The 21,410-nt window shown below is 44.1% G+C and carries 26 protein-coding genes; 5 read left to right on the top strand and 21 right to left on the bottom strand.

Annotation, left to right across the window (positions count from 1 at the left end; translation table 11 throughout):
- Positions 1–450: 450 nt before the first annotated feature.
- The 10 genes from BMW43_RS09235 to BMW43_RS09190 all read right to left on the bottom strand — a co-directional run bounded on the left by BMW43_RS09235 (position 451) and on the right by BMW43_RS09190 (position 9,463).
- Positions 451–891, bottom strand: a complete 441-nt coding sequence (locus BMW43_RS09235) for a PTS sugar transporter subunit IIA (protein WP_177173525.1) — start codon at positions 889–891, stop codon at positions 451–453.
- Positions 839–2,269, bottom strand: a complete 1,431-nt coding sequence (locus BMW43_RS09230) for a PTS fructose transporter subunit IIC (protein WP_245732307.1) — start codon at positions 2,267–2,269, stop codon at positions 839–841. Before BMW43_RS09230 ends, BMW43_RS09235 begins: the two co-directional genes overlap by 53 nt.
- On the bottom strand, positions 2,266–3,192 hold the full coding sequence (locus BMW43_RS09225) for a 1-phosphofructokinase family hexose kinase (RefSeq protein ID WP_091746137.1): 927 nt from the start codon (positions 3,190–3,192) through the stop codon (positions 2,266–2,268). Before BMW43_RS09225 ends, BMW43_RS09230 begins: the two co-directional genes overlap by 4 nt.
- Before the next feature lie 20 nt (positions 3,193–3,212).
- A complete protein-coding gene (locus BMW43_RS09220; protein ID WP_091746134.1) occupies positions 3,213–4,070 on the bottom strand; it encodes a tagatose bisphosphate family class II aldolase in 858 nt (285 codons plus the stop codon).
- A gap of 136 nt (positions 4,071–4,206) precedes the next feature.
- Complete coding sequence (locus BMW43_RS09215) at positions 4,207–4,974, bottom strand: MurR/RpiR family transcriptional regulator (RefSeq protein ID WP_091746130.1); 768 nt, start codon at positions 4,972–4,974, stop codon at positions 4,207–4,209.
- Positions 4,975–5,238: 264 nt separating this feature from the next.
- Entirely contained in the window at positions 5,239–6,054 is an 816-nt protein-coding gene (locus BMW43_RS09210; RefSeq protein ID WP_177173524.1) for a methyl-accepting chemotaxis protein, read from the bottom strand.
- Positions 6,055–6,429: 375 nt separating this feature from the next.
- Complete coding sequence (gene cas6 / locus BMW43_RS09205) at positions 6,430–7,173, bottom strand: CRISPR-associated endoribonuclease Cas6 (protein ID WP_091746124.1); 744 nt, start codon at positions 7,171–7,173, stop codon at positions 6,430–6,432.
- Positions 7,174–7,240: 67 nt separating this feature from the next.
- A complete protein-coding gene (locus tag BMW43_RS09200) occupies positions 7,241–7,621 on the bottom strand; it encodes a type II toxin-antitoxin system death-on-curing family toxin (RefSeq protein ID WP_091746121.1) in 381 nt (126 codons plus the stop codon).
- Entirely contained in the window at positions 7,621–7,794 is a 174-nt protein-coding gene (locus BMW43_RS09195) for a DUF2281 domain-containing protein (protein WP_091746118.1), read from the bottom strand. The genes BMW43_RS09200 and BMW43_RS09195 overlap by 1 nt, the downstream gene beginning before the upstream one ends.
- A 727-nt stretch (positions 7,795–8,521) precedes the next feature.
- Positions 8,522–9,463 carry an MBL fold metallo-hydrolase gene (locus tag BMW43_RS09190; protein ID WP_245732305.1) on the bottom strand — a complete coding sequence of 314 codons (942 nt, stop codon included), beginning with the start codon at positions 9,461–9,463 and terminating at the stop codon, positions 8,522–8,524.
- A gap of 303 nt (positions 9,464–9,766) precedes the next feature.
- Between BMW43_RS09190 and BMW43_RS09185 the strand changes: the two genes are divergently transcribed.
- Positions 9,767–10,207: a hypothetical protein gene (locus tag BMW43_RS09185; protein WP_091746115.1), complete on the top strand. Its 441-nt coding sequence runs from the start codon at positions 9,767–9,769 to the stop codon at positions 10,205–10,207.
- Positions 10,208–10,404: 197 nt separating this feature from the next.
- Positions 10,405–10,743: a BREX-1 system adenine-specific DNA-methyltransferase PglX gene (locus BMW43_RS09180; RefSeq protein ID WP_245732303.1), complete on the top strand. Its 339-nt coding sequence runs from the start codon at positions 10,405–10,407 to the stop codon at positions 10,741–10,743.
- Between the two features lie 188 nt (positions 10,744–10,931).
- Here BMW43_RS09180 and BMW43_RS09175 read toward each other — a convergent pair whose 3' ends face one another.
- Positions 10,932–11,486, bottom strand: coding sequence for a PsbP-related protein (locus BMW43_RS09175; protein ID WP_091746112.1), 555 nt, complete (start codon positions 11,484–11,486; stop codon positions 10,932–10,934).
- A 257-nt stretch (positions 11,487–11,743) separates the two neighbouring features.
- On the opposite strand from BMW43_RS09175, the gene BMW43_RS09170 reads away from it, so the two are divergent.
- Complete coding sequence (locus tag BMW43_RS09170) at positions 11,744–13,591, top strand: purple acid phosphatase family protein (protein ID WP_091746109.1); 1,848 nt, start codon at positions 11,744–11,746, stop codon at positions 13,589–13,591.
- 491 nt (positions 13,592–14,082) lie between these two features.
- Here the strand turns inward: BMW43_RS09170 and BMW43_RS09165 are convergent, their stop codons facing one another.
- The 7 genes from BMW43_RS09165 to BMW43_RS09145 form a co-directional block, all read right to left on the bottom strand.
- A complete protein-coding gene (locus BMW43_RS09165; protein WP_143050599.1) occupies positions 14,083–14,466 on the bottom strand; it encodes a hypothetical protein in 384 nt (127 codons plus the stop codon).
- A gap of 5 nt (positions 14,467–14,471) precedes the next feature.
- Entirely contained in the window at positions 14,472–14,645 is a 174-nt protein-coding gene (locus BMW43_RS21090) for a hypothetical protein (protein ID WP_177173523.1), read from the bottom strand.
- 40 nt (positions 14,646–14,685) lie between these two features.
- Positions 14,686–15,228, bottom strand: a complete 543-nt coding sequence (locus tag BMW43_RS21520; RefSeq protein ID WP_245732301.1) for a peptidoglycan recognition protein family protein — start codon at positions 15,226–15,228, stop codon at positions 14,686–14,688.
- On the bottom strand, positions 15,173–15,568 hold the full coding sequence (locus BMW43_RS21515; protein ID WP_245732299.1) for a hypothetical protein: 396 nt from the start codon (positions 15,566–15,568) through the stop codon (positions 15,173–15,175). The genes BMW43_RS21520 and BMW43_RS21515 overlap by 56 nt, the downstream gene beginning before the upstream one ends.
- Positions 15,561–15,818: a hypothetical protein gene (locus tag BMW43_RS09155; protein WP_245732297.1), complete on the bottom strand. Its 258-nt coding sequence runs from the start codon at positions 15,816–15,818 to the stop codon at positions 15,561–15,563. Before BMW43_RS09155 ends, BMW43_RS21515 begins: the two co-directional genes overlap by 8 nt.
- A gap of 851 nt (positions 15,819–16,669) precedes the next feature.
- Positions 16,670–17,155, bottom strand: a complete 486-nt coding sequence (locus tag BMW43_RS09150; protein ID WP_091746104.1) for a hypothetical protein — start codon at positions 17,153–17,155, stop codon at positions 16,670–16,672.
- Positions 17,156–17,230: 75 nt separating this feature from the next.
- Positions 17,231–17,425: a hypothetical protein gene (locus tag BMW43_RS09145; protein WP_091746101.1), complete on the bottom strand. Its 195-nt coding sequence runs from the start codon at positions 17,423–17,425 to the stop codon at positions 17,231–17,233.
- Positions 17,426–17,803: 378 nt separating this feature from the next.
- Between BMW43_RS09145 and BMW43_RS20880 the strand changes: the two genes are divergently transcribed.
- Both BMW43_RS20880 and BMW43_RS09135 read left to right on the top strand, forming a co-directional pair.
- Positions 17,804–18,256, top strand: coding sequence for a helix-turn-helix domain-containing protein (locus BMW43_RS20880; protein ID WP_143050598.1), 453 nt, complete (start codon positions 17,804–17,806; stop codon positions 18,254–18,256).
- Between the two features lie 21 nt (positions 18,257–18,277).
- A complete protein-coding gene (locus tag BMW43_RS09135) occupies positions 18,278–18,697 on the top strand; it encodes an ImmA/IrrE family metallo-endopeptidase (protein ID WP_091746098.1) in 420 nt (139 codons plus the stop codon).
- Positions 18,698–18,964: 267 nt separating this feature from the next.
- Here the strand turns inward: BMW43_RS09135 and lpdD are convergent, their stop codons facing one another.
- From lpdD to BMW43_RS09120, 3 genes are read right to left on the bottom strand one after another with little or no spacing between them, the layout of a single operon-like run.
- Positions 18,965–19,351: a prenylated flavin chaperone LpdD gene (gene lpdD / locus BMW43_RS09130; RefSeq protein WP_091746094.1), complete on the bottom strand. Its 387-nt coding sequence runs from the start codon at positions 19,349–19,351 to the stop codon at positions 18,965–18,967.
- A gap of 1 nt (position 19,352) precedes the next feature.
- Positions 19,353–19,916, bottom strand: a complete 564-nt coding sequence (locus BMW43_RS09125) for a UbiX family flavin prenyltransferase (RefSeq protein WP_091746092.1) — start codon at positions 19,914–19,916, stop codon at positions 19,353–19,355.
- Between the two features lie 39 nt (positions 19,917–19,955).
- Positions 19,956–21,341 carry an SLC13 family permease gene (locus BMW43_RS09120; RefSeq protein ID WP_091746089.1) on the bottom strand — a complete coding sequence of 462 codons (1,386 nt, stop codon included), beginning with the start codon at positions 21,339–21,341 and terminating at the stop codon, positions 19,956–19,958.
- Between the last annotated feature and the right edge of the window lie 69 nt (positions 21,342–21,410).

Genomic DNA, 21,410 nt, shown 5'->3' with positions numbered 1-21,410 from the left:
GTTTCAATTCCTTATAGGTAGTCTATCAACCCATCAAAGACCAATAAATTCAAGACATTATTCGATTTTCACCAGAAAGAAGCCCTATGACGAACTAACCATTCTGATTCATCAAATATACGGCAAAGGCTTATTTTATCCGTTTCGAACCTGGCAGTCTGTTTGTCGTCGATCTCCCGGTATTTTTACGCTATTGGGGATCGACGACAAATAAGGCAAAGGTGGAATCTCGCCCAATTTTTCTATTTCTTCTTAAATATATCAATATATTAGGGAAAGTGCAACCAATGGAATTTGACCATCCGGCCTATAAATGGAGTATATCAGCACCTACCACTCTCGTTCCAACCTCCCTGGAGAGGAAAAACATTTAACTGCAAACAAATGGTAAAGGAGCAGGTTCACAGCCTGCTCCCAACTGAATAAAAAGGATGACTTTTAAAATTTTCTTCACACTTGTTTTAAACAGGTCATGATTTCTTTCTTATCCACGGCATGCAGCAATGTATTGCGAAATACCGGATCAATCAATTTACGTGATAACCGGGCCAGCACTCTTAAGTGCAAATCATCCTCGCCAGCGCAAGCTGCAATCATGAAAATCAAATAGGCCGGACTGCCGTCCTCACTTTGGTAATCTACACCTTCTTTGACAATAGCAACAGCTACTCTTGGCTTTTTAACCGCCTTCGACTTGGCATGGGGTATCGCAATTCCAAACCCGATTCCTGTCGATGCGATCGCTTCCCTGGCCCATACAGCCTGTTCATAGGCTGCCTTATCGTTTAAAACGCCTGACTGATCCAGCATATTCACCATTTTTGCTATCACGTCTGTTTTATTTTGCACTTCCAAGTTCAGACATATTGTATCTTCCCTGAATATCTCCATGGTTTCCTTCAACCCTCTTTCTTGTAAATCCATAAAGCAAAGCACCGATTAAAGATCCTGCCAGAATGCACAATACCCAGGCTAACGGTTTATCGACAAGTGCCAGAATCAAAAATCCGCCATGAGGTGCCGGAACCTGAATCTTCATCATGTAGGTTAATACCGCGGACAAAGAAGATCCCAGCATTAAGATCGGCAAAACAGTCAGCGGGGATTTTGCGGCAAACGGAATCGCCCCTTCCGTAATGTGAGTAGCCCCAAGTATATAGTTAACCGCTCCCGCAGCCCGTTCGTCTTCCGTAAATTTACTTTTAAACAGCGTGGTAGCCAGTGCAATTAGAATCGGCGGGGTAATACAGGCTGCCGATACGCCGGCCATAAAATAATAATTGCCCTGCCCCAGCAGCAGTGTGCCGGTAACATAAGCCGCTTTATTCACCGGACCGCCCATGTCAAAAGCACTCATACAGCCAATGACAATGCCTAACAGGATGGGATTGGAGTTCTGCAGATTCGCCAGGAAATTCATCATATAGGTATTGATCGCTGCCACCGGGCCTGCCAGCAAATACATAACCGTGCCAACCAGAGCAACACTAATCAAAGGCACAAGAAAAATCGATTTGAATCCTTCTAATTGTTTAGGCAAGCTTGTCATCGACCGAATCAAAAAAAGTGCCACATAGCCTGCCAGAAAACCACCGATAATCCCGCCAAGGAAACCGGACCCTGTGGCAGCAGCAATCGTCCCGGCCACAAAACCGGCAACCAATCCGGGACGATCCGCGATAGATTGAGCAATATAGGCGGTCAGAATAGGCACCATCAGTCCCATCGAAAACCCGCCTACCTGTTTCAATAGTGCGGCCGTTGGATTATACTGTTCCGAGTTGGGATCAAACGAATAAATTCCCCACAAAAAGGAAACGGCAATGAGTACTCCTCCGGCAACCACAAAGGGAATCATATGGGATACACCGTTCATCAGATGCTTATAGATTTCATGCCCAACGCCGCTCTTTTCCTCAAACACTGTCACGCTGCTGTTCAGTTGGCCACCCCGGACCGGCACCTGCCCCGACAACGCTTTTTCTATCAGTTCCTTGGATTTACGGATTCCCTGGGCTACCGGCACTTCCAGCACTGGTTTGCCGTTAAAGCGCTCCATATCCACTTTCTTATCACAGGCAACGATAATGCAATCGGCTTCTTTGATTTCTCCCGGTGTTAACACACCTTCCGCCCCAATGGCCCCATTGGTTTCCACCTTGATCTGTACGCCCATTTCCTGGGCTGCATTCTTCAGCGCTTCCGCCGCCATAAAGGTATGGGCAATACCGGTCGGACACCCGGTCACTGCCAAAAGTTTTTTCATCATACTTGGCCCACCTTTCGCACTATGATATTTTTTATATAGGTATCAACGGAAGAAAAATCCCCCAGTCCTTCACTCTCGGCTACATTGGCCCCTGTAGCCGCTGATCTTTTTAATGCAGCTTCTATGTCCCCACCGGCCGCCAGCCACTTACTTAAAAATGCCCCCAGCGCCGCATCTCCGGCACAGGCAGAACTCAGTAATTTCACTTTTTGCGCGCTACACCGATACAACATTCTGCCATCACTGAAATAAGCTCCTACGGCCCCCAAAGTCAGCAACACATTTTGTGCTCCTTGTTTTTTTAAAAGTCTCATCACCGTGAATGCATCTTCATCCGAACGGACAGGAAGGCCAAAGATCTTTTGTACTTCTTCATCATTGGGTTTAATCAATAGGGGGCGCTCCTGCAATAAATCCTTTAAATTAAGAGAACTAATGTCCAAAATCACTTGAATGTCTTTTTGATGGCATATCTGTAAAATATCTCTATAATAGTCTTCCGAAATTCCCTGCGGCAGGCTGCCGCTAATCACAAGGTGCGTACAATCGTCAAGCTGCTGCAACTGGGCCAACAACTCTCTTTGTTTGCTTTCCGGGACAAAGGACCCGCTATTAACGAATTTATATTCATCAGGACCGTCATTGACGAAAACATTGATCCTGGTTATATCTTCTACCCAGATTGGTTTAACCGGCAACTTAAGCTCCGTTAACCGGTCGATAATATATCGGCCAGTAAATCCACCGAAAAAGCCCAAGGCAGTTGTTTCCACACCAAAATGTCGTAAGACCAACGCCACATTGATCCCCTTACCATTAGGCGAATATACCGTATTAAACGTGCGGTTTACCTGATTTTTTTTGATCTCCCGCCCGGTAAGATTCATATCAATGGCCGGATTGGTAGTCAATGTATAGATCATCCCTGTTTCCCCCTGCTCTTTCAATACCTGTTCTGACTCTTGCAAACAAGGATTTTATGTTCAACTATTTTTCGCATAGCCTCTTTCCCCGGTGTCATGTATTTACGGGGATCACTTGCCGTTGGATTTTCGGCAAAAAATTGCTTCAAGGCATTGGAAAATGGAATCTTCAGGTCGGTGGCAATATTCACTTTACAAATTCCTAGCGAAATGGCCTTTTCAACCAATTCATCAGGCACATCGGAGGCCCCATGCAACACCAGAGGAATCTCCACTTTTTCACGGATTTCCCGGAGTCTGTCAAAATCAAGCTTCGGCTTCCCCTTATATAGCCCATGGGCGGTTCCGATCGCTACTGCCAAAGAGTCGATGTCGGTAGCCTCTACAAAACGCATGGCATCCGCCGGATTGGTATAAGCCGCCTCTTTTTCAGCTACAACCAGATCATCTTCTACGCCTACCAATTTCCCCAGCTCGGCTTCCACCGTTACATCATAGCGATGGGCGTAGGCAACTACTTCTTTCACCATCTCGATGTTTTTTTCAAAAAGTTCTTTTGAAGCATCAATCATACAAGAGCGGAATCCTGCCTGAATCGCTTGCTTTATTTTATCGCTGTCCTCAAAATGATCCAAATGAATGGCTACCGGTGTATCCATATCGGCGGCGGCAGCCGCTGCCATCGCCACAATATATTCTGTGCGGGCATAGTCAAGTGTGGATGGTGTAACCGCAATAATCAGCGGTGAGCGCATCGTTTTTGCCACATCGGCAACTACCTGCATCGTCTCCATATTGTGAATGTTAAACGCCGGAACAGCATATTTATATTTTTGTGCATCCCTGAGCATTTGTCTGGTTGATAGAATCGTATTCATCTAATTCCCCCATCTCGGTTTGAAATTCCCCTTCATCATAGAATAAAAAAACGTGAAAATCTTTTCGTTTTTCGCAAACGAATTTTCACGTTTTTTTACATCCACAAGAATATTCAATTGTTATAAGTCCCAAGAACTACTTATCAGCTGCTTCTATATTCTCCTGTTCCACCAAATAATCCACAAGAATTCTTGATATGATAAACAAAGGCACTCTCGATGTTACTTCAAATTCTTTAATCGAAATTTTTTCATAGCGATACCCTACCAAATAGCGATAGGCATATTGCAACAGCGGACTTTTATCCGAACAGCAGATGACTATCGTCTTGGCACCAGCCAAATAGGCGTTTTGGGCCGCTTCGATCAGTTCTGGCGTTTGCCCGTTCAACGAAACAATGATCACCAATTGATTCTTTTTTAATCGTTTACTCAAATTTATAATGATATTGGGATCTCCGGTTTGTGTAATGTCATAATTTAAAAGCTCTAATTTCAGACTAAACTCTTTTACCACTTGTTCGGTAAGTCCCCGTGAAAAAATATATATCTTTTGTCCCTTGGCCGCACGGATCTCGTTGACTACCGCCAGTACATTGGTTAATGAAATTCTTTGCAGTACCTCCGTCGCTTCCACCAAGGATTTGTTCATAATTTCATTGATACTGGTTAACTCCCTGTTTTTATTGGGCAAAGTCAGCTTATACCGCAGCTCATTAAAACCGTTAATTCCGCATTTTCGGATAGCTCTGGATACGGTAGAAGGTGAAGAAAAAGTTTCAAAGGCAATATCGACAATAGACATCTTTGCCAAATCGTGCTCATGCTCATTAATAAACTGCACAATCTGCCGTTCTGTCTTCGATAGATTGTCCAAGACATCCCCTTCTATTTTGATAATCATTTGCCCAGCCCTTTCATTAATCTTGTTTCACTTCTAAAAAAGGTAGTCATACCTTCCTTAATTTTCTATTATAACACAGAAAACTAAACTACCCTTTCGCTGCACTGGTAAATTCTTATCAAAATTACACAATACTTTATTTGTCGGCAACTCACACTTGAAAGGTTTGAGCTTTGCACAAAAAGAACTCCCCGTACAGCCACTACTGGCTGTACGGGGAGCCTTGGTTTAGTACTAATGATCCATCAACTTTGAAAGGGCTCATTAAATAATCTGCGCTATATTTTCAACATTAGTTGCAGAGGAAGCCAACTGCTGCATTGCCGAGGCAATTTCATTACTGGCGGTGGCCTGTCGTTCACCTATGGCCGTAGATTCAATAATCCCCAGGGTAATGACTTCTGTTTCGCTTTTAATCGCATTAATTATCTTCTTTATTTCCGTCACCGACCGTGCACTATTATCTGCCATCTTCCGTATTTCAGACGCAACAACGGCAAACCCCCGTCCCGCATCACCGGCCCGTGCTGCTTCAATCGCAGCATTTAACCCCAACAGATTGGAGCTAACGGCGACTTCACTTACAAAACTTAATATTTCTTCTGTTTTGTCAACGTGCTCAGCAACCAACTTACTGCTTTGCTTCAACTTTTCCAAGTCTCTGGCTAACTCTGTGGCCGTAGCTGCCAGCTCTTCGGTAGTAGCCGTAATTTCTTCACTGGTGGCTGCTATAGCTTGGGCTGTTTGCTGGAGCGTGGCTTGTGTTTCCAAACTCAATCCAATAGCATAGGCGCCAATAAACTTTCCATCTTCAAATAAAGGTTCACAAGTTGCTTTAATGGGAACACCATATAGTTCCTGCGGCAATGATTTATGAATACTGCTCTTGGTTCTTATGCACTCATCGACAGTCCCGCCCCTGACAGCGTAGTCACCTTCACGAACGCCCATGTCAAAAGTTTGAGCAGGGACAAATTTTACAATAAGACCGCTAGGATCAGTAATCATAATGCAGCAATCCAGAGGCATTAACTTTTTGGTAACTTCTGCTGAATGTATCGTACTATCAAGTAATGTCATAAGGTTCCTCCTATAATTGTTATAGCCATATTTCGACATTTTCAGACAATAACCTGCCTGTAAAAAAATAATCCTGCTCAACAAAATCATTCGCCCTAGAGTGTGTCTTCAAACTAACGGAATGATCTATGACGAGTAATTTTTGCGCCAGACGAGGCGACATTTTGCCGGAATAGCGGCCCCTATTTCAAAAAATATTAACGAAGTATGGCACAAAAAGCGCCGTCAGGGGTCGTTTCGGATAGTTTGAAAACATGCCCTAGCATGTGGTATTCTACTTAGATAAAAGGAGGGAAGCATATAAATATGCCTCCCCGTTTGCTTCCTTCTAATAAGTTTTCTCTCCATAAAATAATCATAATAAGTCTTTAAATCTCATTTTCCTACTAGTTCAACACAGCCAAAGCCCTGGCTGTTTTTACTACCGATTCCAGCATCCACAGCCAATTGTAGTAGTGGTTGCGGACCATTCAACAGCAAGGTACCGGAATAAGCTTTGATAATCGTTTCCTTATAGACAACTAACCTCATTTTTTGCAAACCTAATGGCTTAACTGCCACAGTGCCCGCTGGTGAATCCTCACCCCAAAGGGCACCATATTTTTTGTGAAGATTCTCGTTAAATAATCGCCCATAGTCCGACTCGCCGGGCTGAAAATAGACTGTATATTTACGTTCATCAGGCCGCAGCATGGTACTGTAAAGCACCGCCGGTGATAAAGTACGGATGACCGCCTTTTCCCCACCAACCGCTAGCTGCCGGGCCTGCACCTTTTCAATCATTACGTTCTGTGCTCCCAATCGCATGCTCCCTCTGGTCATCAGTATGGTAACTAGGGACTGGCAAAAATCCTCCAGCGGTGAAGAAATCGTCAGTTTAAGTTCTTGTCCAAATTCAATATTCTTTTTTATCTTGTCAATCCGATAAGGACCTTGCAGCAAGGAAAAACTAAACAGCTTAAAGGTACGCGATCCGTTCTGATAACCCTTTTCATGTAAAAATTCAGCCAAGTCTGTATCAAGGGAATGGTACAATGCGCTTTGCACAATGTAGTTATAGTTGACCGGCAAAACCAGACTTCTCCCGGCAATCATACGAAAATGAATGTCCAAATGCATAGTTTGTCCTCCCTGCACTTAAGCAAATCACAATACATGAATTTTCTGTTTTTCATTCGTCAATTAGTTATATTGTTCTGTGTCCCGTAATCCACACTTGGATATCATGTTCATTAAACTTGCCGGCAGCTATTCCAAGACCTAAGTCAATTAGCTCTTGCTGGCTATAACATAACCTATATCCATTTAATTTCAGTAACAATAACATGGCAACAATTCCAACTCGTTTATTGCCGTCAATAAAGCCATGATTACTTATCAAACTATGAGTAATAACGGCAATCTTTGCCTCAATAGTTTTATATAAGTCTTTACCGTCAAAAGTAGCAAATGCCCGACCGATGCCACTCTTAATCAGATTAATATCTCGTATACCTTGGCTTCCACCAGTTTTAGCAATAACCTTTTCATGCAACAAGATAATATCTGCAAGTGATAAATTGCGCATTACTTAGCCAACTCCAATAAAGCTTCTTTATTGGTATCAATAATCTCATCTATCATGACTTCTATTTCCTTTTGCTGCTTACTTTTGAGGAATTCAACGAAATCAATAACTTGCTGTTTTTTTTCCTCAGGCAGCTCCTGAAATTCTTTCAATAACTTTTCAGCTAAGGTCATTATACACACCTCCAGGATATGTTTTCTAAGTATATTATAACCTACCTGCCCTCCAGTAGCAGTAACTTTAAAGAACTTCATTGTAAATAAATGTAAAGAACCCATTCCTCATAGGTAGTCTATCAACACCAGGGTCGTACTGGATATATACAGTCATGTTGTGTTTCAAATCCTTATAGGTAATCTATCAACGAGGGACATGGGCTGCGCTGCTTTATGGCTTTCATCTTGTTTCAATTCCTTATAGGTAGTCTATTAACCAGAAAGAACTTGAGGAAGCGCAAGCAAAACTTGAAGGTTTCAATTCCTTATAGGTAGTCTATTAACGTCGTCTAATGCTTCTGGATATGGTATCTGATATAGTTTCAATTCCTTATAGGTAGTCTATTAACAAAAACCAGTTATTTGTAGACACATACCGGCAGCCGTGTTTCAATTCCTTATAGGTAGTCTATTAACGAAAAGCGGGATGGTGAAAATGCCCATGAAAGTAGAATGTTTCAATTCCTTATAGGTAGTCTATTAACCCATTCTATCCTGCAGAAATCCTAGATGCATGAAAAGACCGTCAACCAGTACATTTCCGCTCTAATCATGCAATCCCTTTAGGAACAACATCAGTTTGTCGTCGATCTCCCGGGATTTTTACGCTATTACCGGTCGACGACAATTTTAGGATACGTCTACCGGCAAAGTTAAAGATGATGATTCTTTATATTACACTTTTTCATCGGTAATCCTGCCACCAGCGGTGTTCCGGATAGTGCTTTTCGCCAATTGCAATCATTTCCCCAATCATCGGCGTGATGACCGGCACAGCTTTTGCCTGGGCCTCGGTCAGCAGCCGTTCCACCTGTTCAGTCCAGTCAGGATTGGACTGACTGAGCATGCCCCAATGGATGGGCACCATCACCCGGCCTCTAAGATCGATTTGCGCTTGTACCGCCTTTTCCGGGATCATATGAACATGACCGAATAAAGCGTTAGCCTGCCCGCATTCCACAAAAGTGATGTCAAAGGGTCCATAGGTATCACCAATCATTTTAAAATGCGGGCCATAAGCACTGTCCCCGCTAAAGAATATATTGGTCTTTTTACCGGTAATCACCCACGAGCACCAGAGAGTTTTATTCCGGTCCCTTAGCCCCCTGCCGGAGAAATGCTTGCCTGGTGTACACGAAATTGCCAGACCGGCTACGTCAACTGTTTGCCCATAATTGCATTGGCTTATTTTATTCCTTGCAATCCCCCACTTTTCAAGGCGTTTGCCAACCCCCTCCGGCACACAGTAATGCTTCACCTTATTTTTCAGGGCCTTAATCGTCTGATAATCCATATGGTCGTAATGATCATGGGACAAAAGAAGAACATCAATCATCGGCATAGCTGCAGCTGTCAGCGGTAGTTCCCTAGTAAATCGCTTGCCGGTAAACAGAGTAAATGCATAGAAAAGCTCGAATAGCACCGGATCACATAAGATAAGCTTGCCGTCCACTTGCAGAAGCACCGTGGAATGTCCAAACCATATCGCTTTCGATGCGCCACCCATAAATTCGTCTATTTCCGGCTTTAGCACCGGAATCGGCCTCTGCGGCCGTCTGTCTGGCTGTTCGCTGGCGTTCATTTTCAAGCGCTGATATAACATGGTTAGAATACGAGCATATCTCATAGCGTTCTTCTCTTCCTTGCCAAAATTTAAGATAGAAACCGTCTGTCATCTATTCTATCACACCTTGTTTGTCCGGCAAAAACATCTTATAAACCGTCTTCTTTATTATCTCCCCGCTCTTCATATAAAGCAGTGAAAAGTTCTGCCAGCGAAAAATAAAGAAAGGCTACGCTCTGCCAAGCTATCTGCTGCCTTACCAGCTACTTCCGCCGATCTGCCTATTTTTTCTATTTTTCATTGTTTACTAAAAGCTCGATGAATCATTATAATTTAATTATAAAATAACTCTTGAGGAGGTGTGAAATGTCTGCTATTCCGAGTATATCTACGGCGAATTTCACCTATAATCCCGCTATGACCGATTTTCAGTTGGGAGTCTCCCTGATGCAGGACAGCGGCCTTTCCACCGACTTAATGTCAAGCTTAGGCCTTGCCACCTCTGCTGCGTATTCCCTGGATGGGAATTTAGTAAATCTGGATACTATCAACACCGAAACGTTATCGGAGCTAAAAACGCGGGAAACCCTCTCCGGCCAGAATGATTTTTCCGTAGACGCTGCTTCCTCAACCGCTTTATCATCCAGTCTTGATTTTATCAATCAATTAACCACCGGTGAGCTGCAATATACCGATGACAACACCACAACAACCGGCACAACTTCCTTGAGCGGATCTAATTCAATCCTCCAATCTTACAAGACGCTTTCTTCGCCATTAGGGACACAAGTAGATATCGATGCATAGAAATAGGATGTAGCGGCTAATTTGAAAAGCAAACCCTCGAAGCCTTAACCGGTTCCGGGGGTTTGCTTTTACTTTATTTCACCCCTCCACATACTGAGAAATGTAATACCCGGCACCGCCATTTCAAAAAAATACACAAATATCGTTCATACTACATATGTTGTTGATACAAAACTCATTTGCCGGGGTGAAGTGTTTTGGACGAATATAAAACAGCACCCGACGAATCCATTTTTCTTGACTTAAGTCCAGATGAAGCATCATTACTTTTCTATGTCTTTGGTGTTGCCGTATCTCAATCATTAACCATCGATGAGCTTAACCTTCTGGGAAATGGCCTGTTTGAAATGGCGCAAGTTATGCTTGTCATTGCCGCGCAGCGAACATTACTTAACGATGCCATGAGCGCTAAGCAGGAAGAAAGCGATAATCAAACAAAGGAAGAAAAGTCATCGCAGGAATGGATGGCAGAAATAAAAAAATTACAGGATCAAATTGAATTGCTGCAAAAGCAAATTGATGAGTTACGAATATAACCAAGATCATGGAGTAATTGTCTCAACTGCAATCTCACGATTTTATTTGTCATGGAAAAGAAATAAACCACAAAAAACAGGTAAGACTGCAGCCGCCACATCAAGTAGGCTACTGTAGTCTTACCTGTTTGATATAAAACCTATCCCCTACCTGCAGTGCCGGACAAATAAATATGGCTTCATGTCGCTCACACAACCTCGGCAGGTAATTCATAGGGCCGGAAGGTTTTTAGCATTTGCTGCAGGTCGGACACCACTTTATCGTATGTATTGCTATTGGTTGTGACCGAAATCGTATAAAAAACATTTTTAAGCAGAAACAGAACCCAGATCGTATCGACTTTCGTGCCATCCGCCTCTGTTTGGGTCACAAAATATAACGCCTTATGACCGGTCACCTGGATCACCTTGTTCTCGATCAGCGTGTTAGTGGCATTATCAGTAGAGTCAAAGGCCGAATCGACAAGGTCCTTCATTTGTTTGTCCGATAGATCGTCCAAGGTATAGGACGTCGACGAATCAACTTCCTGCGACTTTATCGTCAGCGAACTGTCATAGCCGCCGGGAAAGTGACGAAGGAACACCACGTCCTGCGCCAAAGCATTATAGTCAACCGGTATCCACGTTTCCGGCAGGTTGACAGTAAAATTAACAACCCGATTAGAATACACCCCGGCAAAACACTGAGCGGGCATAAGAAAAATAAAAAGCAGTAACATAGCAAGGGATTTTTTACAATTCATACTGTTGATGCCTCCTCTGGCTTTCCCCAAAGCCACTTAACCAAGTTCACCCAATATATACGTATATTATACGCCTTAACATACCCTATGGACAAACCTTTGCAAACAAAGCGACTGGCTGTGCCATTGTTAACCAAAAATTAACCTTTCTTTAAAATATGAGCCGCCAATTCATGATAGCATGAGCTTAGTAAGAAAACTCTGTTCAGTTACAGCCGATAGCATGGCATATACCAAACAGAAGGAAGCGAATGCTTATGAACAAAAAAGATGAATTGCTCGAGCTTATCCAAAAGCCGCGCAACATAACCCGCCGGAATTTCCTTAAAGGAACAGGCTCACTGGCCCTGTTTTTATCCTTGCCCTTCGATCTCCGTAGCGTCTTCGCCGCAAGCCCCGGCGCGTCGGTCATACCCGACCATATTACTTTGACCTGGTCCGATAATCCTGCCACTACTCAGACCATTGCCTGGCGTACCGATACTTCAGTCAGTACAGGGCTCATCCAATATGCCCCGCTTAATGGACCGGCCTCCGCCGACACTGTTACCCATTGGGCTCATTCTGTCCAGACAGCCGTGGAAAACTTGTATTCCGATCTGGGGGAAGCAAATCTTCACGCCGGAATGATAACCGGTCTTACACCAGGCAAGAAATATGCCTACCGGGTAGGTGACGGTCTGAATTGGAGCAGTGCAGGCACCTTTACCACGCAGCCGGCCGGAATCAAAAAATTTACCTTTCTGATTTTTGGCGATTCCCAAAGCGGCATCACCGACAATCCTGAATACGGCCCCTGGAAATCCAACGTACACGCCGCCTTTGCCGCCAACCCCGACGCCCGCTTTTTCATCAATGTCGGCGATCTGACCGAATGCGGCCAGTATTACACACACTGGAATCATTGGTATGAAGGCTGCCAGGATATCATCCGCACCATTCCCGCTATGCCCAGCCAGGGGAACCACGAGACCTACAACCACGGCTGGTTGCCGCCTTCCGGCGCCGTCTCCGAACCCTATGAGTATATTGAACAATTCAAGCTGCCGCAAAACGGCCCGCAAGAGTTGCGGACCCAGGCTTATTCCTGGGATTATGGCAACGCCCATTTCACGGTCATCGACAGTCAGTATGATGAAGAGGTAACCGCCGAGAACGGTCATGTCCGGTTCCCGGGGAATGACTCCACTCCCGCCAATCCTCTAGCCAATCCTTTTCTTCGCGCTCAGGCCGAGTGGCTGGAAAAAGATTTAAAAAGCACCAATAAAGAGTGGAAAATTGTCATCTTCCATAAAACCCCTTACTATAACAAAGCGACCCGGGCCAATGAAACACTCAAAGCCGTCTTCTGCCCCATTATTGAAAAATACCATGCCGACGTCGTGCTCAACGGTCACGATCACGGCATATCCCGGACTTATCCGATAAAAGGGGATGTCTTCCAAAAGACTCCGGGCCAGGGCACCGTATACTATGTAACAGGCCGCGGTGGCAATAAATATTATACCGACTTATCCAAAAAAGTCTGGGATCAATTCTTCTTTGATGCTAACGATATGCCTTGTTATGTCGTTGCCCAGGTCAACGGCACCCGTCTGACCTTAAGCGCCATCAAACAAGACGGCAGCTACATTGACACTTATACTATCGACAAAACGACCGGCACCGACTTCCCGGCCACTGTACTGCCGGACAGATACCTCTCGCCGCAGGTCATCATTTACGGGAATAACAGTGGCGTCGAGGCTGGTCAAGCCGGAGCAGACTGGTACATCCCTTTAGATTGCCTAAAGGTTTCCTATAGAAATTCTTCTACTGGTGCCTTATATGAAAATGGCTCCTATGCAGGCGGCAAAGCGGCCTATTCACTGCTAAAGCCCGGTGATTTTAGCGCCGATTCATCCCAAGCCAGCTTTACTTATGCCAATACTCGTTATCTCTTCACCGTAGGCAGCACGACCGTCGGCGGCAGTACCAAACAGCTCACCAAACCGGCCAGGCTGCAAAACGGTCTGGTTGCCATAACGGCTGACGACTTTTATAATCTCTTAGGCTTCTCCTATCGCTATGACTCCTCGCTCAATGCAGTTTTCCTGACTAAGTAGCAAGAGTTTACCCCGCTTGCTACTTGACCACTTTCCATTCCCGTTTTCTCCCTCTTGCAAACAATGGACTGAACCTGTCAAAATAAGTATTGAGCAAAAACTCCTTTTATCTAGGGTCTTACATGGAACTTGCACCCGCCTATTCTTCAAACTAATTAAAGAATAGGAGATTTGAAGCCAAATAGATAACAATTCAATAAAATCACGGAAAGTATCCTATCCATAGGTAAGCTTATATAAATAGTTATATTTCCCTTGATGATCATCAATAGGTTCAGATTAAAACAAAAATAATACCGTTTGAAAGAGGCTCCAATTCTCATTAATTCATATAGTTCCGGGGCCTTTTACTTTTGTCCAATAAACCGAACTCAGTAAAATTTGACTGGGGTACTAGAGAGAAACAGCATTGTTACCGCATATGCGGTTATTTTTTTACCATAAAATAAACTGCGGCTAAGAAACCTAAATCTCTTTGCAATTTCAAACTTCTATATTCCGTTTTTACTTCTTTCTCGTACTTGTCCAAGGATTCGTTGGCCTTCTGCAATGAGTTCTGAGCTGCTTCTAGCTGCATTTTGACTTGCATCGATTCGGCTCTCAGTTGCAGCAATTGACTTTGTAGTGTCGTTAAGTCCTGCTGATATTGTTCCAACTTTTGCCGCGCCGTCGCTAAGTCCTGTTTCGATGCGGCCAAGTCCGTCAATAGCTGCTGATTGTTGCTGTCCAACTGCTGAAAGATCTGATCTAACCTGGTCAGCTCCGACTCCGTTATTTGATATGTTGCCTCCGCTGCCGAACAAATACCAGCAGCCGGTAGCAATAACCAGAAACAGAGCAGCAATGATAATAATTTTCTTATCAATTTTAATCATCTCCTTTATCCAATTATCCTAACAATGACCGTCGTGACCGTAACCCCAACAGTAGCACCGATATAGAAAGCTCGCTTGGTCTGCTGATTAACTGCTACTTTAATAGCATCATCCAATTTTTCAACCTCCTCTGCCTTCCCTAAGAACCAATTAGCAACCTTTTTCAAAAAATTGACCATATTAATACACTCCTTTGAATAATTAATAAAGTGCAGCCGGTCAGGTCACACCGTTTTGTCGATACCAATTCGCTTTGCCGCGGATAATATTGCCACCCTCGCCGAGGCTGACACCTGGTAGAATCCACAGGTCCCAGCGTTCCCATGTTTGCTGTGGGCCGTAACCATCCTCATTGGCTGCTTCCGCGTGAGTCATAACCCGGTCATAATCAATTGTGAGATCCAATGCATTCGCCAAGACACAAACCACCTGGGCCATGGCCTCAATTTGTGCGACTGTCGGCGGTTCCGGCCCCCAGTTTTGAGTCGTTGCATCGTAGCAAGCCGCAAGGGATACGCCAATCGCCCCAGAATTACGGCGCCATGTATGGGCCAGTACAGTTGCCAGGTCATTAGTGCTCATATATACGCTGCCATCCTTGTCAATATTGATATGGTAGTCGCTGAAAAACTGCCCATAATGGCCGGCAGACCAATGGAGGTAAACCTTCACATCTCGATCATTCGCCCGGGCCAGCGCCCATAAATCATTCTTGGCCTTTAAAGCCAGTTGTTTTAGTTCCTCCAATGTTACCTTGTACACTTATATCTTCCCCCTCTACATGCAGGTCCGGCGTATTCGTCGCCGCCTGCATTTTTCGTATAGCGGCTACCTCCGCATCAATCACCCACCCGATCAGCGCGGCCGGTACCAAAATGCGGCGCCAGCCTAAAACTTCAGTAAACTGCCGGATTGCATCTTGCTTTTTTTCCTTGTTTGTCATATCATCCGCAAACTCATCAAGCCAATAGATAATCCCCCTGATTACCTGGCTAAGCCGACCGTCCGGCAGTTTGGCAAACAACACAAATAGCCCCATAACTAACAGATTAGCCGCCAATAATATGCCGGCGGCCAACAGAACCATTTGCCACTCACTCATGAACCTTTCCCTCCAATTTATCTACGCGCTTGTGCACGGACTTTAAGGATTCCTCTGTACGAGCCAGCCTATTTCCTATGTTTTTTTGCTCCTCCTCAATCCGGGTGAGTACTGTTTTCAATTCTTTTACGGCATCATTCAGTGCGGTTATGGCCGTCTGTAGCGGATTAACAATTAACAATTTAACCAGTACGGCCATAAATCCAAGCACTGTAATGATTTGAACGATCGTCCCTAGAAAGTTTTCCACCCCATCACCTCTCCCTGTTATGGTATAAAAAATAGCCGCTTAATAGCGGCAAGGTTCGCACGGAATATGGATCACCTCAATAAAAATATCCTGATATTTTCCATGAGTTATATCACGACATTGCAAGCCTTGCCATTTGCGAATGCAATAGCCGTCATATTGACAAGCGCATTTTGCGTCACATTTAATCAACATACATTAACCACCGCCTAAAAATGAGAATAAAGAAAACCGCCCTATTGGACGGTCGTAGCCATGTAATATATTTGGTTTTTTAATTCATTTGCAAAGATTTCATACTACTATGTTACCATGAAAAAAAGAGGGTTTTGTACTAGTACGAAACAAAAAATTCGCAACTGTGATTCTTTACCCTCTAACTCTTGTTATCTCAATCTCTAATCCTCTTTGATTCTTTGTCACACAGTAATTTCTGCATTGAATCGATATGAATGAATCTAAGAATGAAGATAAAAAACCACTCTACTCGAACGGCATCACGTGTATCACATCAGAAACTCATTTACAACAATTTCATACTATCATCTTACCATGAAAAATAATTGGTTTTGTAGCAGTACGAAACAATAATTCACAATTGTAATTCTTCCCTCACTGACTGCAGTTCCTCAATACTCTGGTCTTCTTTGCTTCTTTGTTACACAATACCACTGTATTGAAAAATAAACCGTGCTGCATTTATCAGCATTAATTTACATTCCACCTAGAAGGGAAATAAAAAACCGCCCTCCTGGACGGCATATGTATCATATTGCTTTAAAATTCATTTACAACGATTTCACACTATTATCTTACCATGTAAAGCAGCAAGTTTTGTACTAGTACGAAACTTAAAATTCACAACCACGAACTCTCGCCACTCTAACTGTTATAGTGATAAGATCCGACCACATATTTTTAAGTGTTTGCTCTGCCGGGCACCACCCTGCAACTTCACCAAACTGTTGCTGTACCGGCGCGATCCATCCAGGACGGCCGCCATCTGGCGACATATAAAATTGACATTTCTGTCGTAGTTCGAGTAGCTGGCATTTTTTAGGTCCAATAATGGATTTTACATCTTCTATTGTCTGTAGCCATTTGGCAGTATTATTCGTATCGTGTTCATCCAGTTTACAAACCATATTTTCAACTGGTTTACCGGGAAGAGACGAACGGCTTCCTCCAACATTTTCATCGTGCTGCCGATTTCCTGCTGAAATCTCCTGGCGAAACTCATCATGCTCCCTTTTTCGCTCTCTATAATGAATAAGCCAGTGCGATGCTACTTTGTTTTCTCTCTTAATCTGCTCTTTAATGTCAATAATTTTTGCCATGTAAACCCCTCCCTATTCTAATCCCGGCCGATCAGATGGCAATGTTGTTGCCTGGTGCCTGGGTAAATATAGCTGTTAATTCTTTCGGTTCTTCGAGCAATTGATCATTTCAACCGCAAACATCCGTTGGGATTCACTACTGTTGCGCTTAGTATGGTTATAGTTGTTACGCCAAAACTGCTGTTGCAATTGTCGATGACTTACATCTTCTGTAATCTGAGCAACAATTATTAGCACCACAATTCCGGCAACGAAAGCAATGGCTTCCATAGAACCAACTCCTTTATTTTTTTAATCCTAGATTTGTACACGTAAAAAAACTGTCTATGACAAATAGAAACTCTCCCAATAAGTGTAAATGCTTAAAGCGTTTTTATATAAAAAATTACCATCTGTTTCTCTAATCAGAATATCGTCGAATGCACTATTCATTCGCTCTGCTGTATTTTAAATAGCCGATTCCTTTCTAGGCTATATATGTTGTACCACTTAGAATGCTATTTATCTAAGTCAACTCTAATTCTTAGGCCAATTATAAAACGCTTAAAGCGTAAAGTCAACCTTTAAAGCGTAATATCTTAAAATAATTATTGAAAAATTTACGACTTAAGCATACAATGAGATTACCAAGTCTCAGGAGGAACCGTAATGAGCGACTTAGGAAATAAAGAAATTATGTCAAAAAACCTTAAATTCTACATGGAAAAATACAAGAAAGACCGAAACCAGGTTTGCAATGATTTGGGATTTAAGTATTCTACTTTTACAGACTGGGTAAACGGAAATAAATACCCCCGTATAGACAAAATTGAGATGTTAGCAAATTATTTTGGTATTCAAAAGTCAGACCTAATTGAAGAAAAGAAAGAAACCGCCTCTCTCCCTCCCCTTACAGCTAAAGATGAACACAGTATCCAAAAAAGGCTCGAATCTCTTCTGACTGACCTCATGCCCGGAAATAGTGCGATAGCCTACTACGATGGAGAGGAACCTATGTCTGAAGACGACAAGGAATTACTCCGCATTTCTTTGGAAAATACCTTAAGACTTGCAAAACAAATGGCAAAGCAGAAATTTACCCCAAAAAAATACAGGAAATAGCCTCACGGGAGGATTTCTTTCATGATAAAGGATACTGTAGAAAAACTAATAAATAAGTATAAAACAAATTCCCCCTTTATACTGGCCCATAAATTAAAAGTTAACATCATATATGAAAATTTAGGGGAAACCATGGGCTATTTCACTAACGATTATAGAATTAAGTTCATCCATATCAATAACACACTTTCCGAAGATGAGTGTCGCTTTACCTGCGCTCATGAACTTGGACATGCAATACTACATCCAAACGTTAATACCCCCTTTTTAAAACGCTACACGTTATATTCTATAGATCGTATCGAAAGGCAAGCCAATGCATTCGCAGTTGAATTACTTATGCCAGACAAACTACTTCATGAGCATCCAGAATGCAGTTTTTATGATATAGCCGGACGTGTTGGCATCCCCCCAAAACTGGTAGTTTTAAAGAAGCAATAATTCTTCCTGTGTGCCGACTCCTATTTAGATACATTTCATAATCGCGAGAAATTCAACTACCCAAGAACTGCCTCTATTCTTTATCCGTACAGAATGCTGACGTTTTATATAGGGAACAAATAAAAAATCCCTTCACCTTGGCGATTAGCCTAAGTGAAGGGATTTTATCTTGCTCTACTACCGTTTTAATATCAATTGTCGCTGTGTATTGCTACTACTACCATACTCGGCTGATTTTACTACACCCAGTTGATTAAACTACAAGGCTCACCTCTTCTGGTGCTTCAGCCAGATCTCGATAGCAGATATCATCTGATCAAAATTAACCTGCAATTGCCGGATATCTTCTTTAGTCGCCTGATCCAGGTGCAGGCCCACCGATACCAGCACCGTGGTATTCAGCCGGCTGGCCAGCCGCAGCGCCGCGTCCCTGGCCAGCAGATCATCCTTATGGCCCATGACACACAGCACCGATGCAGTCGCCGAAATCTCGCCGTTCTGCTCCAGGCTGGGCCGGGGCGAGGCCAGTGCGGCGGCCCCTACATGAGGCGCCTCCCCGCCGCCGACCGCGATTACAGCATCGTGACCGCACAGCGTAACCATTGCCGTGATTGCATAAGGCTTGTCCCCAACCGTCAGACTGGTGGAAAGCATCTCATTCCGCCCCTTCCCATGGCACAAACTCTTTGTAATCTATCCCAAACTGCATTAATATCTTGCCGATAATATGCTGAATCTGCTTTTCCACGGACTGAGCGCCATTGTAAAAGGTCAAAACCGGCGGAATGACCACACAGCCGCAATCGGACAGCTCCTTGATATTGCGCAGATGAATCCGGCTCAGCGGCATTTCGCGCGGCACAATCACCACCTTGCGCCCTTCCTTGATGCATACGTCAGCGGCCCGCAGCAGCAAATTGGTCGCAAAACCGGCAGCGATACCCGCTGCCGTTTTCATACTGCAGGGAATGATGATCATGCCGTCCGTTTTAAAAGAGCCACTGGAAATGCTGGCTGCCATATTGGTGTGATCATGTACCACATCGGCCAAGGCTGTTACTTCCGCCACCGACAGCTCGGTTTCGTACTCAAAAGTCTTCGCCGCCCCTTCGGTAACCACCACATGCACCTCCATGTCCGGAATCTGCCGTAAAGCTTTCAACAGATAATAGCCCATAATAACACCACTGGCTCCGGAAATACCTACGATTAAACGCATGACATAACACCCTTCCCCATTTATCCAACGTAAATTAGTTTACCACAAACCGATCACTTTCCACCATGGTATTTCGATCACGCAAGTAATAATGAAGAGCACCAGCGTGAAAGGAACACCGAACTTAATAGTTTCTTTCTCCGTATACATGCCGTTTTCCTCGCCGGTCCCAACCAAAATCGCCAGGTTATGAAACGGCAGGATAAAGTGAGCGTTGATGGCCGTATAGGCAATCATAACAGGAATAATGCTCGTTAGCCCCATGGGCTTGGTAAAAGCCAGCATGGCCGGGATCACGATCCCCATTACGGCAATAACGCTGCCGAAGCACAGATGAATCAAAATGGAAACAAAGGTGATGAAGGCGGCTAAGACAAACATATTTTCCGGCACCGTACTGGGCAGCAATGTCTGGGCAATCCAGGCGTTCATACCGGTAGCAGCCCCGACACGGCCGATAGCCACCGCTGCCGTCAGAAAGAGCAGGGTTTGTACCGGCACACCGCTCCAACTGCCGGGAGTCAGAATACCGCCCACTTTCGGCATGGCCATCATCACCGCGATGAACAGCGTAACCCAGCCAATATCGATACCATGAATCGTATCGGTCATCCAAAGGATAATGGCCAGAATAACCCAAAAAGCCGTACGCTTCTCTTTGCCGGTCATCGGACCCAGTTCGGCCCGTTTCCGGGCAATCTCCGCTTTATTCACTTCCACTTCCCGGCTGGGTTTGAACATGAACATAAGCATGAACATAGTAATGAAGCTGGTCACAATCATCGGCAAGCCCATGACTTTAAACCATTCCATCCAGCCCACCGTTTCCGGCGCGCAGCTTGCTGCCGCCAAAGGGTTAATCGATGCGTCACCAGTCAGAAAAATCATCGACACCGGAATGGACGCCGTAAACACGGTAAAGCCGATCTTAACCGCATCCTCTTTGGGAATATTAGCGCTTTTAACCACCACGGCCATAACCGACATGATCAGAAAAGCCCGCGGCCAGGGATGGGGAATGAGCAGCGACAAAATAAACGTCAGGGCAAAGATAGAGATAATAATGCTCTTAAAATTGGTAACATATTTGGAAATGTACCAATAGGCAATTCTTTCACCCAGGCCCGATTCCTTCACTGCCGTCGCAATTAAATAGGCCCCGATGATCAGGTACATCATAGAAGTTGTCCAGGTAGAAAAAATCAAAGTCGGTTGAGCCACTTTAAACACAGCCAGCAAGAGTAAATAAAGACCGGAAGTATAACCTGGCTGGGCAATGCCGAAAGCCCAGAAGATAACTGTCATCAATGAAAAGGCCAAACACAAATGTCCCTCATGGCTCAGGCCGGGAATGTTGATAAAATAAAGTAGCGCTCCGACGACAAGGCCCAGAATGAAGCCGATAATTCCTTTATTCTTTCCCATTACTTTTCCTCCTTGCAAAGTACGGTGTGATGTCCCTTAGCAAGGACTCCATCGCCTCACTAAGGGATA

The organism is Propionispora vibrioides (genome assembly GCF_900110485.1).
GTDB lineage: Bacteria > Bacillota > Negativicutes > Propionisporales > Propionisporaceae > Propionispora > Propionispora vibrioides.
This window is presented reverse-complemented; position numbering and strand designations above follow the sequence as displayed.

Coding starts and splice junctions, on each gene's coding strand:
- BMW43_RS21090 (WP_177173523.1), bottom strand. CDS start 14,645: ATGGTCAATTTTTTGAAAAAGGTTGCTAATTGGTTCTTAGGGAAGGCA.
- cas6 (WP_091746124.1), bottom strand. CDS start 7,173: ATGCATTTGGACATTCATTTTCGTATGATTGCCGGGAGAAGTCTGGTT.
- BMW43_RS09225 (WP_091746137.1), bottom strand. CDS start 3,192: ATGATCTATACATTGACTACCAATCCGGCCATTGATATGAATCTTACC.
- BMW43_RS09125 (WP_091746092.1), bottom strand. CDS start 19,916: ATGCGTTTAATCGTAGGTATTTCCGGAGCCAGTGGTGTTATTATGGGC.
- BMW43_RS09220 (WP_091746134.1), bottom strand. CDS start 4,070: ATGAATACGATTCTATCAACCAGACAAATGCTCAGGGATGCACAAAAA.
- BMW43_RS09150 (WP_091746104.1), bottom strand. CDS start 17,155: ATGGCAAAAATTATTGACATTAAAGAGCAGATTAAGAGAGAAAACAAA.
- lpdD (WP_091746094.1), bottom strand. CDS start 19,351: ATGCTTTCCACCAGTCTGACGGTTGGGGACAAGCCTTATGCAATCACG.
- BMW43_RS09145 (WP_091746101.1), bottom strand. CDS start 17,425: ATGGAAGCCATTGCTTTCGTTGCCGGAATTGTGGTGCTAATAATTGTT.
- BMW43_RS09165 (WP_143050599.1), bottom strand. CDS start 14,466: ATGATTAAAATTGATAAGAAAATTATTATCATTGCTGCTCTGTTTCTG.
- BMW43_RS09210 (WP_177173524.1), bottom strand. CDS start 6,054: ATGACATTACTTGATAGTACGATACATTCAGCAGAAGTTACCAAAAAG.
- BMW43_RS09135 (WP_091746098.1), top strand. CDS start 18,278: ATGATAAAGGATACTGTAGAAAAACTAATAAATAAGTATAAAACAAAT.
- BMW43_RS09235 (WP_177173525.1), bottom strand. CDS start 891: ATGGAGATATTCAGGGAAGATACAATATGTCTGAACTTGGAAGTGCAA.
- BMW43_RS09200 (WP_091746121.1), bottom strand. CDS start 7,621: ATGCGCAATTTATCACTTGCAGATATTATCTTGTTGCATGAAAAGGTT.
- BMW43_RS09185 (WP_091746115.1), top strand. CDS start 9,767: ATGTCTGCTATTCCGAGTATATCTACGGCGAATTTCACCTATAATCCC.
- BMW43_RS09175 (WP_091746112.1), bottom strand. CDS start 11,486: ATGAATTGTAAAAAATCCCTTGCTATGTTACTGCTTTTTATTTTTCTT.
- BMW43_RS09190 (WP_245732305.1), bottom strand. CDS start 9,463: ATGAGATATGCTCGTATTCTAACCATGTTATATCAGCGCTTGAAAATG.
- BMW43_RS21515 (WP_245732299.1), bottom strand. CDS start 15,568: ATGAGTGAGTGGCAAATGGTTCTGTTGGCCGCCGGCATATTATTGGCG.
- BMW43_RS20880 (WP_143050598.1), top strand. CDS start 17,804: ATGAGCGACTTAGGAAATAAAGAAATTATGTCAAAAAACCTTAAATTC.
- BMW43_RS09230 (WP_245732307.1), bottom strand. CDS start 2,269: ATGATGAAAAAACTTTTGGCAGTGACCGGGTGTCCGACCGGTATTGCC.
- BMW43_RS09170 (WP_091746109.1), top strand. CDS start 11,744: ATGAACAAAAAAGATGAATTGCTCGAGCTTATCCAAAAGCCGCGCAAC.
- BMW43_RS09195 (WP_091746118.1), bottom strand. CDS start 7,794: ATGACCTTAGCTGAAAAGTTATTGAAAGAATTTCAGGAGCTGCCTGAG.
- BMW43_RS09215 (WP_091746130.1), bottom strand. CDS start 4,974: ATGATTATCAAAATAGAAGGGGATGTCTTGGACAATCTATCGAAGACA.
- BMW43_RS09120 (WP_091746089.1), bottom strand. CDS start 21,341: ATGGGAAAGAATAAAGGAATTATCGGCTTCATTCTGGGCCTTGTCGTC.